16 protein-coding genes are annotated in these 15103 nt (G+C 47.2%); 11 read left to right on the top strand and 5 right to left on the bottom strand.

Annotated features, from left to right (window positions below; all coding sequences use genetic code 11):
- Window positions 1–49: 49 nt before the first annotated feature.
- Window positions 50–1177 carry a flagellar assembly protein H gene (locus ACE1CM_RS40785; protein WP_374884847.1) on the top strand — a complete coding sequence of 376 codons (1128 nt, stop codon included), beginning with the start codon at window positions 50–52 and terminating at the stop codon, window positions 1175–1177.
- Window positions 1178–1642: 465 nt separating this feature from the next.
- Here the strand turns inward: ACE1CM_RS40785 and ACE1CM_RS40780 are convergent, their stop codons facing one another.
- The gene (locus ACE1CM_RS40780) at window positions 1643–1765 is read right to left on the bottom strand and encodes a hypothetical protein (RefSeq protein ID WP_374884846.1); all 123 of its coding nucleotides are present in this window, start codon (window positions 1763–1765) and stop codon (window positions 1643–1645) included.
- 132 nt (window positions 1766–1897) lie between these two features.
- Between ACE1CM_RS40780 and ACE1CM_RS40775 the strand changes: the two genes are divergently transcribed.
- From ACE1CM_RS40775 to ACE1CM_RS40745, 7 genes are all read left to right on the top strand, one after another.
- Window positions 1898–3775 (top strand): DUF928 domain-containing protein, encoded by a 1878-nt coding sequence (locus ACE1CM_RS40775; RefSeq protein WP_374884845.1) that lies wholly within the window; start codon window positions 1898–1900, stop codon window positions 3773–3775.
- Between the two features lie 22 nt (window positions 3776–3797).
- A complete protein-coding gene (locus ACE1CM_RS40770; protein WP_374884844.1) occupies window positions 3798–5951 on the top strand; it encodes a CHAT domain-containing protein in 2154 nt (717 codons plus the stop codon).
- 335 nt (window positions 5952–6286) lie between these two features.
- Window positions 6287–6502 carry a hypothetical protein gene (locus ACE1CM_RS40765; protein ID WP_374884842.1) on the top strand — a complete coding sequence of 72 codons (216 nt, stop codon included), beginning with the start codon at window positions 6287–6289 and terminating at the stop codon, window positions 6500–6502.
- Window positions 6486–6656: a hypothetical protein gene (locus ACE1CM_RS40760; protein ID WP_374884841.1), complete on the top strand. Its 171-nt coding sequence runs from the start codon at window positions 6486–6488 to the stop codon at window positions 6654–6656. The genes ACE1CM_RS40765 and ACE1CM_RS40760 overlap by 17 nt, the downstream gene beginning before the upstream one ends.
- 59 nt (window positions 6657–6715) lie before the next feature.
- A complete protein-coding gene (locus tag ACE1CM_RS40755) occupies window positions 6716–7090 on the top strand; it encodes a hypothetical protein (RefSeq protein WP_374884839.1) in 375 nt (124 codons plus the stop codon).
- A gap of 69 nt (window positions 7091–7159) precedes the next feature.
- Window positions 7160–7342, top strand: coding sequence for a hypothetical protein (locus ACE1CM_RS40750; RefSeq protein ID WP_374884838.1), 183 nt, complete (start codon window positions 7160–7162; stop codon window positions 7340–7342).
- 129 nt (window positions 7343–7471) lie between these two features.
- A complete protein-coding gene (locus ACE1CM_RS40745) occupies window positions 7472–7804 on the top strand; it encodes a hypothetical protein (RefSeq protein WP_374884836.1) in 333 nt (110 codons plus the stop codon).
- A 117-nt stretch (window positions 7805–7921) separates the two neighbouring features.
- Here the strand turns inward: ACE1CM_RS40745 and ACE1CM_RS40740 are convergent, their stop codons facing one another.
- Window positions 7922–8107, bottom strand: coding sequence for a hypothetical protein (locus tag ACE1CM_RS40740; RefSeq protein ID WP_374884835.1), 186 nt, complete (start codon window positions 8105–8107; stop codon window positions 7922–7924).
- 217 nt (window positions 8108–8324) lie between these two features.
- Here ACE1CM_RS40740 and ACE1CM_RS40735 point away from each other — a divergent pair, with 217 nt between their 5' ends.
- Window positions 8325–8687, top strand: a complete 363-nt coding sequence (locus tag ACE1CM_RS40735) for a hypothetical protein (protein ID WP_374884834.1) — start codon at window positions 8325–8327, stop codon at window positions 8685–8687.
- Between the two features lie 271 nt (window positions 8688–8958).
- On the opposite strand, the gene ACE1CM_RS40730 is transcribed toward ACE1CM_RS40735, so the two are convergent.
- Entirely contained in the window at window positions 8959–10548 is a 1590-nt protein-coding gene (locus tag ACE1CM_RS40730) for a glycoside hydrolase family 57 protein (protein WP_374884833.1), read from the bottom strand.
- Window positions 10549–10828: 280 nt separating this feature from the next.
- On the opposite strand from ACE1CM_RS40730, the gene ACE1CM_RS40725 reads away from it, so the two are divergent.
- Complete coding sequence (locus ACE1CM_RS40725) at window positions 10829–11416, top strand: DUF3038 domain-containing protein (RefSeq protein WP_374884831.1); 588 nt, start codon at window positions 10829–10831, stop codon at window positions 11414–11416.
- Window positions 11417–11512: 96 nt separating this feature from the next.
- Window positions 11513–13738, top strand: a complete 2226-nt coding sequence (locus ACE1CM_RS40720; RefSeq protein ID WP_374884829.1) for a DUF4335 domain-containing protein — start codon at window positions 11513–11515, stop codon at window positions 13736–13738.
- A gap of 280 nt (window positions 13739–14018) precedes the next feature.
- On the opposite strand, the gene ACE1CM_RS40715 is transcribed toward ACE1CM_RS40720, so the two are convergent.
- Together ACE1CM_RS40715 and ACE1CM_RS40710 are read right to left on the bottom strand one after the other, a co-directional pair.
- Window positions 14019–14789: an RNA-guided endonuclease InsQ/TnpB family protein gene (locus ACE1CM_RS40715; RefSeq protein WP_374884828.1), complete on the bottom strand. Its 771-nt coding sequence runs from the start codon at window positions 14787–14789 to the stop codon at window positions 14019–14021.
- A complete protein-coding gene (locus ACE1CM_RS40710) occupies window positions 14740–15099 on the bottom strand; it encodes a hypothetical protein (RefSeq protein WP_374884826.1) in 360 nt (119 codons plus the stop codon). The genes ACE1CM_RS40715 and ACE1CM_RS40710 overlap by 50 nt, the downstream gene beginning before the upstream one ends.
- Between the last annotated feature and the right edge of the window lie 4 nt (window positions 15100–15103).

The raw sequence follows: 15103 nt of genomic DNA, 5'->3' as shown, positions 1-15103 counted from the left end.
GAAAAAATGGTAAAATAATAGCAGAATAAATCAAGAATGCTCGCCCTGGATGACCCGATTTATTTATGACCAGTTTGCCAAGGATTATTTATCGGAATTACTATCACCCATAGGAGCAGTTACCCCCAGCCGCGACGTAGCTTCAGAAGTGAGAGAAATTGATGTTTATTTCACCCGATCGAACGCTACACAGGATTACGCGAACATGCTGGGAATCTTAGGAAAAATGGCAACGACTACAGCGCTATTTGAACCATTTCGCAATCCGGTTAGCGTCAGCGAGGTTGGTAGTTGCTTGAGTAAATTGTGGGATGTAACAGCCGAATTAGAACGCAGATCCAGACGAGAAAATACTCGTCTCCTTGAAGCAGAAGTACCAAAACTATGGATTTTGACTCCGACAGCTTCGGAAACCTTGCTAAATGGGTTTCGTGCCATCCCAGACGAACAAAACTGGATCAAAGGCATCTATTTTCTAGGGGAATATTTGCGGACGGCAATTGTAGCGATCCATCAGTTGCCAGAAACTCCGGCAACCTTGTGGCTGAGAATTTTGGGTAGAGGGAGGGTACAGGAACGAGCAATATTTCAGTTGAGTGCCTTACCAGTCGATCATCCAATTCGCGCGATTGCGCTAGAATTGCTTTATAAGCTGCAATCTAACTTGGCGGCAAATCAAGAACAGCAATTAGAAGCAGAAGATCGGGAGTTAGTTATGGCGATTGCACCTTTATTTCAACAGCAATTACAAGCAGCAGAACAACGAGGAAGGGGAGAAGGAATAGAGGCAGGTATTCAGCAAGGCAGACAAGAAAAACAGCAATCGATTTTAGAAAGCTTTCTGCGGGTAAGGTTTGGTGAATTAGACGCGATTTTGGCGGCGTTTTTAGCCCCGTTATCGGCTTTACCTGATACTGAATTTACCCTGTTGTTACTGCAATTATCCACACTGGCTGTTGACGAACAAGGAATGCAGCAAGCTAGACGGTTGCTAGCAGAAAATGTTCTGAGAATGCGGTTTGGACAGTTAGGCGATACCGCTGACGTCACCCTGGGGGAACGCATCCCAACTCTAGTAACAAATTTACTCGCATTCTCTCTAGAAGAGTTAACGTTATTGATGCAACAGTTACCTCAATTATCTGATGATGAACTGTTGGCTAGATTGTCCAATTAACCCAAGTTGCTAGTTATAAAACCGCTCCCCCCAAACCCCCCTTCCCCAGGGGGGCTTTTAAAGTTTTTTCCCGCTTAATTAGGGTAAATTTTAAAGTTTTCTCCCGCTTAATCAGGATAAATTTTAAAGTTTTATACCCCCTTAATCAGGGGTGGTTTTAAAGTTTTCCCCCCCCTTATTAAGGGGGGCTGGGGGGGATCCAATACTAATATTCCATAACTAGCAACTTGCGTTAATTAGACTCGTAAAAAAGAGTAAAGTGGATGGCGATCGCATCTAAAAATCCATTAAAGGCGATCGCTGTAATAGATGTCACTTAAAAAAACCCTAAAATTGCCAGACTTGTTCTTAAGTTAAGCCTAACGACAGCTTCAGCAATCGTCACAGCAGCTTCAGCGTTAGTAACGACAGCTGGAACAATCATCAGAGCAGCTTAAGTGTTGGTAACGACAGCTTAAACGTTGCTTATAATCGTTTGAGTGTTGGTAACAAAAGCTTCACCGTTGGTAACGACAGCTTGAATGGTGGTAACGACACGTTGTGCATTCCTGGTGAAACAACAGAGCGATCGCTAACTTTACTTTTCATTAAACTCGATGGCTGCTTGAGATGAGACTTGAAAAAACCTGAAATTGCTTGACTTATACTTGAGTTAAGCCTGACTTGCCGTTGGTTGAAAAGAAAGCCAATATGATGGAAGAAAATTTCTACTAAAAAGCTATGCCTCGTCGGGGAATCAGAGTCGCAACTGGGTGCATCCCCACAGTTAACCAAGCTCTGAAGCGTCGTTTTCCTACCCAGCAAGATCTGGCTGATAAGTTAGGAATCTCTCGAACCACTGTCCAAAGCTTTTTATACGGCAAAGCAATTGACCGTCTGAACTTTATCGAAATTAGCGAAGCATTGGAGCTAGACTGGCAAGCGATATGCCATCCGGCACGCTGCGCGAACGCTGTAATCGAAGGTGAAACCTGTATAAATTGGGACGGTGCGCCAGATATTTCGGTTTTCTGGGGACGTGCAAATGAATTGACAACCTTAGAACAATGGATTTTACGGGAAAAATGCCGACTGTTAGCGCTGCTAGGTTTGAGCGGAATTGGCAAAACCTTTTTGGCTGCAAAATTAGCGCATCAGATTCAGCATCAGTTTGACTATGTTATCTGGCAAAATCTCAACCATTCTCCGCCACTGATAGAACTCCTAGCCGATCTGATTCAGGTTTTCCCTGGCAAGCAAGAAAGCGATATAACGGTTGTTAGTGGCATTTCTCGGTTGATGGAGTGTTTGCGATCGCATCGCACTCTATTAATACTAGATGGCGTAGAGACGCTTCTGGGTACTAATCAGCTAGCAGGAAGAGAATATCGAGAGGGATATCAAGATTATGGTCGGCTATTCCAACAGGTAGGAGAATCATCCCATCACAGTTGCTTACTATTAACCAGTTGGGAAAAACCGAGAGAAATTGTTTCGGGGGAAGGACAAACAACCCCCGTTCGCTGTTTAAAACTGACAGGTTTACACCCAGCAGCCGCTCAGGAAATTTTGAAACAGAAAGGATTAGTTGAAGAAGCCGAATGGGATTTGCTAATCGAACGCTACGGCGGTCATCCGGAAGCATTAAGAACGGTGGCAACGACAATTATAGATGTGTTTGGGGGTAGGGCGTCTGAGTTTATCAAGCAAAACGGGAGATTTTTGGGGCAAATCGAAACAGCATTTAAGCAGCAATTTGAGCGTCTATCCGATTTAGAAATAGAGTTGATCTGCCAGATAGCGGAAGTTGGACAACCTGTTTCTCTCGATGGATTGCAACAGCGGATTGATTCAGAGACATTGAAGGCGAGATTGTTAGAGATATTAGCATCATTGGTTTGGCGATCGCTGGTTCAAAATTGTTCTAATAACTGTCAGCCGCTGTTTACTCTGCCAGATTTGGGCGCACCGGGAAATCGGGGAGACGCAAGTAGCCGCGTGCCTTATGACTTTTTGGCGATCGTTCCTGCAACTAATTTTGGCTTGACGGCTGCCGCATATCCGACTTTCTGGCTTTACGTGCCGACTCCACCCCCGTCTTCCATTCCCCTAGAATTGGTGCTGCGAGATGAGCAGCAAAATGCAGTTTACCGAACTACTTTTGAGCTAAATCGAGAGGCGGGGATTGTGAGTTTTCGCCTTCCAGAAGCTGCGCCACCTTTGGAAATTGGTAAGAAGTATCATTGGTTTTTCTTCTGGGATAAAGTTGCCCGCGATAGTTGGATTGAGCGGGTAGCAATGCCACCTGATCTGGAAAGTCAGTTAAAGAATGCAACGCCACGAAAGCGCATTCATCTGTTAGCAAAAAATGGTTTGTGGTATGAGAGTTTTACCGAATTGGCGGAATTGCGTTGTCAGTTATTGAGTCAATTAGAGAATGCGACTTTACAGGAACGCACTCTGATTTATGCCGAAAATGGGCTGTGGTATGAGGCGGTGATTGAGTTGGCAGGAGTTCGTGACACAATGCCTGTTGCGACGGTCGATGCTGACTGGGCGGCTTTGTTGCAGCATCCGCTCGTTCGTTTGGGTGAGATAGTTTCAGAGCCAATTGTTTAGTAATACTTGGAGAACTGGAAAAATGGGTTCCGTTTCTGTGTCGGTCAAGAGTAGTAATCGCTTAAATAAAATCAATTACTTACACAATATGGGGAATTTTTGCTGGTTCGTCGGGCAATATCAGAAGGCGATTGAGTACTATCAGAATTCCCTGGCTCTTACACAAAAAATAGGCGATATCATTGGGAAAGCAACCTCCATAAACAATCTGGGCAATGCCCACTATTCCCTAGAGCAATACCAACAAGCTATTAAATACTATCGCCAGTCCCTAGCTATTGCAAAGTCTATTGGGGATTCTTCTCAGGAAGCTAAATCCCTGAATAACCTGGGCAATGCTTTCTGTTCTTTAAGCCAATACCACGAGGCGATTAAGTACCATCAACAGTCCCTGTTAATTTCACAGCAAATTGGCGATTACTACACGAAAGCTAGTTCGCTGAACAATCTGGGTAATGCTTACAGTTTTCTTGGACAATACCAACGAGCAATTGATTATTATCAGCAGTCTCTCAATACATTTCGAGGTATCGGTGTTCGATCTGATGTTGCTTTGGAGAATCTGGGAATTGCTTTCTTTGAATCTGGCGATCTCGCGGCAGCAGAGAGAATGTTACTCACTTCTATTCAAGTTCAAGAATCGTTGCGGATAGGGCTAAGTGATGCCAATAAAGTGTCAATTTTTGAAACCCAGCTGAATGCTTACTTCATTTTACAAGAATTCTTTATAGCTCAGAATAAGCTCAATGAAGCTTTGGAGATTGCTGAACGAGGACGGGGACGGGCATTTGTAGAGTTATTAGCAAGGCGCTTATCCGCTTCCCCAAATACTGAACTCGATATCGCTCAACCCAGCATACCCCAAATTCAACAAATTGCTAAAGCCCAAAATGCTACTCTCATTGAATATTCGATTATTCGACCATTCATAGACTCACAGATATCAGAACTCTTTATCTGGGTCATCCACCCAACTAGCGAAATAGCATTTCGCTCTGTTGACCTTACTTCCTCAAAGGCTTCTCTAAAAGACCTTGTTACCGACACTCGCGAACTTATCGGTGTCAGAGATGGCAATCAAACGCAAGCGCTAGCTTTCCTCCCTGGCGATTTGGTCAAGCTGAACGACGATGCCCCAGATTGGGAACCTTGGAAAGTAGTAGCAATTGATGCCGAAAGCAATACTCTCTCCCTCACCCAATCGACCTTTCCTGAAGGATTAACTATTCCACGCCCCCTAACTGATGTAGCCGCAAAAGTGGAGACTCAGCACACCAATAATCCCCGCTTGCAGCAACTGTATCAACTGTTAATTGAACCAATCGCTGACCTATTACCAACTGACCCAGAAGCCCACGTTATCTTCATTCCCCAAAACGAACTATTTCTAGTTCCCTTTCCCGCCTTGCAAGATGCTAATGGAAAATACTTAATCGAAAAACACACGATTCTCACTGCCCCGGCGATTCAAGTTCTAGATTTAACCCGTAAACAACAACGCACAAGGCAGATGTTAAACGGGGATACAGGGAATTCATTAGTTGTGGGCAATCCCACTATGCCCAGAGTTTCCTTAGTACCTGGAGACACCCCGCAGCAGTTAACTCCTCTCCCCCATGCCGAAAAAGAAGCTCAGGAAATTGCTCGGCTATTGCAAACAACTGCCATAACTGGTAACAAAGCAAATAAAGCCGCAATCGTGCAACAAATGACCAACGCCAGACTCATTCATCTAGCAACTCACGGGTTACTCGATGACCAGTATGGCATGGGAAGCGCGATCGCTCTCGCCCCCGACCCCCCTTCATCCCCCCTTGGCAAGGGGGGACAGGAGGGGGGTAACGGATTGCTCACCGCTGAAGAAATCTTCCAATTGCACCTCAGCGCCGAATTAGTTGTCCTGAGTGCCTGTAACACCGGAATGGGACGCATTACAGGTGATGGCGTCATCGGACTATCTCGTTCTTTGATTTCTGCCGGAGTTCCCAGCGTCATCGTGTCTTTGTGGTCAGTTCCAGATGCTCCCACCGCAGATTTGATGAGAGAGTTTTATCAAAATTTCCTCCACCGTGGCAACAAAGCTGCTGCATTGCGCCAAGCGATGTTAACCACCATGCAGCAACATCCCAACCCCAGAAACTGGGCGGCATTTACCCTGATTGGCGAGGCAGATTGATCCAAACCATCACTCCAACACACCTGCGATCGCACTTCCAATCAAAAACAGGACTTACGCACGACGAGAAAAGAAACCCGGTTTGGACCTTGATCTCTGGTTTCCAAACCAACGATTTTTCTTAGAAACCGGGAATATGAGCGTAAGTCCCGAAAAATTGTTTCTACCTCAATCAACTTAACTTGATATCGTGGGGGTGCAGCTTTTTCATCAAACACTAGAGTGCGATCGCACTCCTTCCATCTGCACGAGCCGATCGCGCTCTGCCTAGTGCTAGGATTAACTCTATAAGTTCTACTCCAAAAACTGAAAACTCCCCAAACGCCAGCTACCCAATGGCTACTGCTAAAGACCTGATTCGTAAAATTCAACTCCACGAAACTCTCAAAGAGTGGGTAATTCAACAGTTGCAAGCCGAAGGAATTGAATGTCAAGAGCAAGATTTTTATGAAGAAAACGGGGATATATTAATTGTTAACCCAGAAGACGTTCCGCGAGCATTAGCAGTTATCCAAAAAATTAAAGACAAAATCAATGAGTCAGTATATTGAAATCAAAACTCTAGAAAATATCTATCCTTACCAAGCGAAGAAAATAATTGCTAAGGGTACAGTTAAGGCAATTTTGACAATGGGGACAATTTCTGCGAAGGCAAAAGTACTTTTTGATGAAGCTGGGATACTGTGGGTAGAAAAAATTCCGTAAAAGATGTTTAAAGGTTCTGACGCTGAAACTGGAAATTCTCAAATATAGGAGAAGATAAAATGTTAGAAATTATATTTTATCCGCTTAACAATCAAACACCTTGTAGCATAGAATTAGCCAGCGATTTTTTACGTTGGCTAGCTCAATCTGATTTTATGGAAATTGGTGCAGAACGTCCCACAGAAATTGAAATAGATGGGGAAAATGTGACATTAGAATTAGTGAAATTGGGTGAAGGCAATAACAGTAACCGCAAGAGATTGAGAGATTTTTTACTGGAAGCGATCGCTCAAGAAAGCGATGCTGTCTTGAATCAACTAAATAACGCTGCTGCCAAACAAGAATATCAAGCCATCACCTATAAATTGAGGAAGTTACAACAGTTGCGTAAATGTGTCGAAAACGAAACTTATCAGTATCTTCAGCGGCTTTAGTTGGTTTGGTGAGTAAAGATCGCTCGCTCAATATAAAATCGGGCAAATACGAAAAATTTCCAGAGAAGCATGACTCAAACTATCACCACCCAACATCTTTCTCCAGAAGCTATTCATCAGCTTGTAGTTGATTTGCCTGACTACATAAAAGCTGCCCTATTGGAAAAGTCCACTCAACTTGAATGTTCCCTCGAAACTACGATTGAAATGGCGATATGCCTCCCTTCCGCTACGCGAACGCAAGCTTCCTAGACGAAGAATCGTTTAGCTTTGAGGATTGTCTGCTTGCTAAACGTCTGAAAGATACTGTCTGAAATTCGATCGTTCTCAGAGCAACTTAGCCAGCCTACAAAGTTCAAATTCCACCGGAAAGCTAGACCCATGCAATCGACAACTCTGGAACAACTATCTGCTGCCGATGCTCAAGTTATCCTAGAACACCTCCCAGAAAGAATTCGTGCAGCCCTCATTGCCCGCGCTGCTGACATTGAATACCCAATTGAAGCTGTTGTGGAAATGGCGATATGCCTCCCTTCCGCTACGCGAACGCTAGCTTCCTCGATGGTGAAGCACTTGGTTTTGCTGATTGCAAACCAGGGCGCGGTTAGTAAAGAATTTGAAACCGTTTTTATCTTTGGTGGTGGCAGAGTCAGAAACAGAACTTACGCTCATATTCCGGGTTTCTGTGAAAAATCGTCGCTTTGGAACGATTGATATATGTAGAAACTTTGGTGATAGGAACGCCCTTGCGTAAGACCTGAGAAAGTTAACTTCGGCAGTATTCATTCATCCTCATTGCCCTTTTTGCTGCCATCGATGGATGACTAGGATTTACTTATCCTCCTTATCCCTAGCGGGTGAGGAGGTTTGTTTTTGACCTTCTTGATATTCTTGTGTCGCCTTGGTTAACAGATAAGCAGCCAGGTTTGCTAATGGTCGCTGTTCCCGATCTGCCCATTGGGATAGGAATTCATAAACATCTTCCGACACGGTGACTGTAATTCGTGGCCTCGCCATTAATTCACGATTTTTGCGCTGTTTCTACGATCGATCTTACTCTGCAAGTGCTTCAGTTCTCTTTTCGTGCTTTCAGTGCTAAAACCACTATTAACACTAATGATGCTAATAGTGCTATAATACCATCAACAACCTAAAAAGCGCCGCGCATTGGGTCTGCAACACCCAATGCGCGACTTTACCCCCTATACCCATAGCTACAGGAGGCACATAAACCATGTTACAAATTAAAGACTTACCCACGCGGGGTAAGGAACCGGGTTTCTGCGTGGATTTCTCGCTGTCAAACCCACGATTTTTCATAGAAACCGGGAATATGAGCGTAAGTCCTAAAACTGAGATCAAGCAAGGAGCGTTGGGAAGTTTCTTGCTCCCGGATGCAGAAACTCTGCCAGTTCCGACAGACGAATACGAAATTGTCAGAGTTTTGGTGATTAGCTCTCACAGAGGAGTCACGTCCACAATTCACACCCTATACGCAGTCAGGTTTGCTCAAATTAGCGAGTGGAGTCCCCTATTGCCTGCACCCGGTTCAGGGGAAGTGATGAGCATATTAACCCGAAGAATCAAGTGCAATTAAAATTCCACCTGCTCCGCAAAGAAACCGGGTTTCTATGCCAAATCATCGGTTTGGAAACGAGTAGGGAACATGGAAAATATTCTGTACAAGCGAACATTTTATGATTCCCGTGCCCCTACGCTTCAAACCCGGTTTCTAGGTAATAAAAAATGAAACACACTCTGCGATCGCTCCCTAATCCTCAGTTTGGAAACCAGTAGGGGCACGGCATCCGAAATATTCTGTACAAGTGAAGATTTTATGATTGCCGTGCCCCGACTCGGTATGATTTTCACAGCGGTCGATAGACGCGATAGTTAATTTTGGGGAAGATATTATCGATAGCTTCGACTTTTTGCAGCCACCCGCTGTCAACTTTGCCAGCATTGAGGTCGTCGTAGATTTTAGTAAAGCGCATTAAATGCGATTGCGTCCGCTTCTTGGCATAAGGTACCATCGTTCCCGTCCGCATAATAAACGCCCAGTCAGAAGATTGCGCCAGCAACAATTCTCGCGCCGCTTGATTGAGCGCCCGAAACTCGAGTTCATCTGCTGGTTCTCGCTTTGCCACTTCAATCATTCTTTCTGCCCCTTTGTGCAAGTGGGGATAAATCCAAGAATTGGTTTCATTGAGCCAAAACTCGTGGAAGCCTTTATAACCCCAACTAGATTGAGCCAGACGGCACACTTGCTGCTTCGGGTGATATCGCAAATAATCTGCTAAATGGGTAAGAGCATAAGTTTTTTGATCGTGCCAAGACTTGCGGATTAAAAAATCCAAAAACATCGGCCCTTCATACCACCAGTGACCGAACAATTCCGCATCGTAAGGCGAGACAACAATCGGAGGTTGCTGCATCGAAGTGTAAAGATGCTGGATTTGGCGTTCCCGATTATACATAAAATTGCCAGCGTGTTCTGCTGCCTTTTCCTTGGCCCAGTAAGGGTCGTATAATTGTTTCTCGCTCAAGCCGATGCCGCGCCCAGTAATCTTGTGGTACTTAATGCCGATATTTTTGCGCTGACCGTTCGGCATGATGTAGGGCTTAATATATTCGTATTCCGCTTCCCAGCCCAAATCCTTATAAAATTCTCGATAGACCGGATCGCCCGGATAGCCGAGTTGAGTAGACCAAACTTGGTGCGCCGACTCGTGGTCGCGACCGTAAGCAGCAATGCCGGTTTCGGTAAAAACGGGGGTATAAGTGCCAAACCGAGGGCGGGGACGCCCATAAAGCAGCCCATGTCCGTCAATTAGCATGTAGCGCAATCCGGCATCGGCGAGCATCCGCTCCAGGCCATTATAATAAGCGCATTCCGGTAGCCAAATGCCCTTGGGAGGACGCCCAAAGTTTTGCTCGTAGTGTTCGCAGGCGACTTGAATTTGCGCCCATACGGCTTCCGGATACATTTTCATCAGCGGTAGGTAGCCGTGAGTTGCGCCGCAGGTGATGATTTCCAGGTTATTCGTATCTAAGAATTGCTTGAGGGCCGAAACTAGGTCGCCGTTGTAGCGGTCCCAAGTTTGTCGAGTCGTGTCAAACTCTTTGGCGTAATGTTCGGCGAGGTAGTGCAGGTGACCGTTGAAATGGTTGCGCTGAATTTCTAACTCAACCAATTGTCTCAGTTTGGCTAAGTGTTTTTCGTAACGCTCTTGTAGTAAAGGGTCCCGTAGCATTGACACCAACGGCGGCGTCATGCTCATCGTAATTTTGAAGTCTATGCCATCCCGCCTTAAACCTTCAAATACTAATAGCAAGGGAATATAGGTTTCAGTAATGGCTTCATAAAGCCACTCCTCTTCTAGAACGTAGTCGCTTTCAGGGTGCCGGACAAACGGGAGATGGGCGTGCAGTACGAGAGCGAGATAGCCGGTAGCCATAGTTATTCAGCGAGGGTGTATTGTAGAACTGACTCAGCAGGAGGTAAGGCTTCGCAGTATTTTAAGATTCTAAGGCGAAAACACACCCTAGCAGATTGAGACTGCCAGCGATTGCCCAACTCCCTTGAAATCTAACTTTAGAAAGATGCATTAATTCTCAATTTACAATTGGACAGCGCCAGTTCTCCCCTTTACCCTTCCCCAATGCCCGTTGATCGATCTTGTTGCCAAAACTGTAACGGAAAGATCGCTATCAATCGTTTGTTTATATTCTGAAGATATGCGCTCACAAGCTCAGTCCCCCACCCCAAGCATCAACTGGGAGGAGTTCAACCTAACTGCCTTACCAGATCCAGTGCAGTTGGACAACATCAAAGCCCAGCTGGATTTAGTTTTGCTTGCCTTAGAAACACTAACGGGAATTGGCTCGGACGCCATCCTCAGCGCCGCAGCTCAGTTGAATCTGGAGTCTGCGATCAAAGACCGGGTTACCCTGTGGCGTTTGCGCTCGTCGAGTCCTTTACGCGGTGAGGGAGGGCGGAAAAAGCTGGACGTGGAAGAAGCGCGCAGTCTGGTTTTAATTATCTGCCACCTAGCCAAACAGCATCAAGAACTGATCCGTCGCGCCGTTGCCCTGCTGGAACAGATGACCGAGCAAAACCGCGCTCCCCATCAAGCCGCGCTTTTAGGAGATTACCTCGACGCCTTTAGCAACAAGTACGTTGAGCGCATGGAACAAGGAGAAAACCTATCCCCCGACGCCCTAGCCCACCTGGCGCTCAAACTTATGATCGATTTATTGTTCTACAGCAGCGCTGGCGGTCATCGGCGTCTCTGGCTAGCACTTTTGGGAAAAAGCAAAAAGTAATTTTGTCACTCGCTAATTGGTAATTGGTAATTGCTTTAACCGTTCTCCATTACCTATTACCCATTACCCATTACCCATTACCCATTACCTAGTCTTATGTCCTCATCCAACTCAGTTTTGCGCCGCTACACGCCGCCCACTTGTACCCTGGAAATTACCGCTGCTGGCTCGCCCCTATCCCGGTGGATTGGTCGCCCAGCAATCAAACAGCTACAGTTCCAGCTGAGTCTTGACGATCCGCGATTGCCTGAGGAAAAACGGCTGACGCTCAAGGGCGACAAAACCCAGTTAGAAGCGCTGCGGGAAGCTGTGGAAACTTACGTGCAGGACTTGCTCGGTCAATCCCCCGCCGCTGCTGACACCGCTTTGCAGTTGCACCCAGAAGCCCCATCAGCAAATTTGGTATTGGATACAACTAATGACGAGACTACTGTTGTCCCCGCGACAAGTCCAGAGGAAACCGCAGCAGTTGAGTCAGGCGAAGCAGCGCTGGCAGCGTTACCACCTACCCCGCTGCCTGGGCTTCCAGGTAATATTTACCTGCAACCCGATGGAATACTGGCGCATAACCTTTATCTCGGTTCTCTAGCGACGCCTGAGTCAGGGGCGGTGGTGCGCCTGAGTACGCTGCAATTATTTGACCTCGCTACGGCTTTTGAGCAATATGCAGATGATTTGGTGGTATTGCCTAACCTCAAGAGCGGAAAGAAAAAAGGCTTTGCCACCAAGCTAAAAAATCCCCCGGTTTGGGCAAAAACGGCGGCGGGGCTTGTGTTGGCAGCGGGAGCAACCGCAGCGGGCGTGCAATTGCTTAACAGAAATACGTCGATTCAAACCGCAGATGCACCCCAGGCTAACCCAAATCCTACCCCGACCGAGCAGCCAATTGTTGCCGGTATCCCCTCACCCAGTCCGACGCTGGTAGTGCCAACCCCACCCCTGTCTTCTGCGCCAATTTTGCCAACTCCAACCTTGGGGGCGCTGGCGTCGCCTAGCCCCAATGCATCGCCGCCCTTGGGGACTGGGGTGACGCCTAATCCCGCCACCCCATCGCCGCCCTTGGGGACTGGGGCGACCCCTAGTCCCGCCACCCCATCGCCACCCTTGGGGAGTGGGGCGACGCCTAATCCCGCCACCCCATCGCCGCCCTTGAGGGCTGGGGCGACGCCTAGTCCCGCCACCCCATCGCCTCCCTTGGGGATTGGGGTGACGCCTAGTCCCGCCACCCCATCGCCGCCCTTGAGGGCTGGAGTACCACCGCGTCCTAATGCGCCATCGTTGCCGTCTTCGCGATCGCCCGCTGCTGGAAGCTCGCCCAATTCGTCATACAAAGTACCTGGGTTGCAGTTTGATGCCCCTAGCCCAACGACTGCTCCAACTCCCCTTCCGACTCAGCCGCCGCTGCGGCAAAACGATGCCACCCAGGGACAAGGCAGCCTGCCTCAAGGCGCATCGCGCAGCGTCCCTAAAGCCGCATCGCGCAGGGTGGCTCAACCCCGATCGCGCCCCTCTCCTAGTCCGGCAATGACGATTCCCCCAGACCCAGCTGCGACTCCTACCGACCGAGTTACAGAGCGCCGCGATCGCCCGACGACTCCTAGAGACCGCACGGCTGTTCGTTCCACGCCGACTCCCAATCCGACATTTTTCCCCAGACCAGATGTGACTCCCAAAGCCACTGCTTCTCCTGCTAGGGTTCCGGGAGCAATTCCAGCACCAATTGTTCGGGCTCCGGCGGCGCTCCCCACACCTGTGTTCGAGACTCCCAGGACAATTCCCACCCCAACAATCCCCCCTCGTCCCCCAATTCCGACACCAGACTTCCCATCTCCCACTGCCATTCCGACGCCAGACTTCCCATCTCCGACTGCCATTCCGACGCCGATGGCGGCGGCTCCGGCTATAATTCCTACCCCCACCCCCAGAGCGACTACTCCAGACCCGTCAGTCGCTGCATTGAGATCGAGTCCAACTCCTAAGCCAGAGGCTAACCCAAGTCCGGCAACAGACAGAGACAACACCAGCGCCGTCTTTGACCCGATCCCCCAAGTCGCTGAGGTGAGACGGTATTTCCAGCAACGGTGGCAACCCCCCTCAACTTTGACCCAAGATATCGAGTACACTTTGTCGCTCAATCCCGACGGGTCGATTAAAACCGTCACTCCCCGAGGACAAACCGCAGAAATCTATCTGGATCGCACCGAGATGCCTTTGGTCGGAGAACCTTTTGTTTCTCCCATTGAGGGCGGGCGCAATACCACGATTATCTTGGTTTTATCTAAGGATGGTAAGGTGCAGGCATTTCTTTTGCCGTCAAATTAAGCCTTGGGGAGTCTTCAGGGGTTTGTAGTAGCGCTGTCTTCGCTCTATACCTTCGCCAGCGCCTGCCTAAAGCTATAGCTTTGCCGTTTTCTTAGCGCTACTAACAACCCATCATCCACAGGACTTACCCACGACAAACCTATCACCTTTGTTTCAAGCTACGATCTTTAGTTCCAAAGCGACGATTTTTCATAGAAACCCGGTTTCTTTGGCTAAGTCCCGCTCCAGTTTGCGATAAATCTTTGATTTAAATTCTGCAATTCATCAATTTCTGATACTTTTAATCCGGACAACTTCCGACATCTAAGACATCTTCCGACAGTCCGAATACAACATCATTCTCGGACACGCTGAGAATAAAGGTGGTATCCCACATGGCCTTGAGAAAAATTCCCAAGGATCGATTAAAATCTCGCTTGATTTCATAACCGCAATTAGGACATTTAAACTTTTTATTGCCGCCTAATTTACGGTGGATATGACCGCAGCGAGTACAAGTCTTGGACGTATATTCTTCAGTCACTCGCACCAATCTCGAACCATAACGATTACAGAGATGTTGAAGCATCTGGCTGAATTCATAAAAAGCCCAATTCATCATCGCACGCGCCGACTTACTTCTAAGGAAGCGCTTTTTCTTTGCCATTATCTGCGAAGTTTCAAACTTTGGCAAGTAAATAGTATCGTAACTGCGGGCTAAATAGGACGCGACCTGTTTATGCATTTCACCGCGTAAATTTTTAATCCGCGTCCTTACCCGTTCCATTGCTTGCCTTAATCTGTACTTTAACCTCTTAAACTTACCTCCCTTAGCTTTGTCGTGTTTTGACTTCAAGTTATCTTGATGCTTGCACAGCTTGGCTATCCTGGCAAAATCTCCATTACCCAACTCTACAAAGTTATTACCATCGAAGCCAGTCATAAAGCATCTCAGTCCGGGGTCAAGTGCAATAACTTTTTGTCCCCCGTTTGCCTTTCCAACTTCAACATCAACCGGGAAATTAGCAAACCACCTTCCCTTGTTGTAAGTCAACAAGAGACGCACCATCATAGTTAATGAGACAATAATCCTGACCCCAGTACTCTGCTTTTGGTAGCCCTTTAGAGGCGTTTACTTTCCAGTGTCCATCGCTATAATCCTTGGGTTCAAATTGAATTGTTTGATTTCTCGATCTAACACTACGGAACTTGGCAATCTTCTTACCGGCATTTGGATTGAGGACTTTTCCTTCGCCTTTACCGATAAACTTTGGCTCGCGCTTAGTTTTTGACCAGGCGGTATACGCCTCAAACAATGCGTTGTCTAAAGCGTGAGCAATTCCTAATTCTCGACACCAAGTGGGGATAATCTCATCACCCAACTTC

The sequence above is a fragment of the Microseira sp. BLCC-F43 genome, assembly GCF_041929235.1.
Taxonomy (GTDB): Bacteria; Cyanobacteriota; Cyanobacteriia; order Cyanobacteriales; family Aerosakkonemataceae; genus Microseira.
Note: the sequence above shows the minus strand (reverse complement) of the source record. Positions and strands in the feature narration are given on the sequence as shown.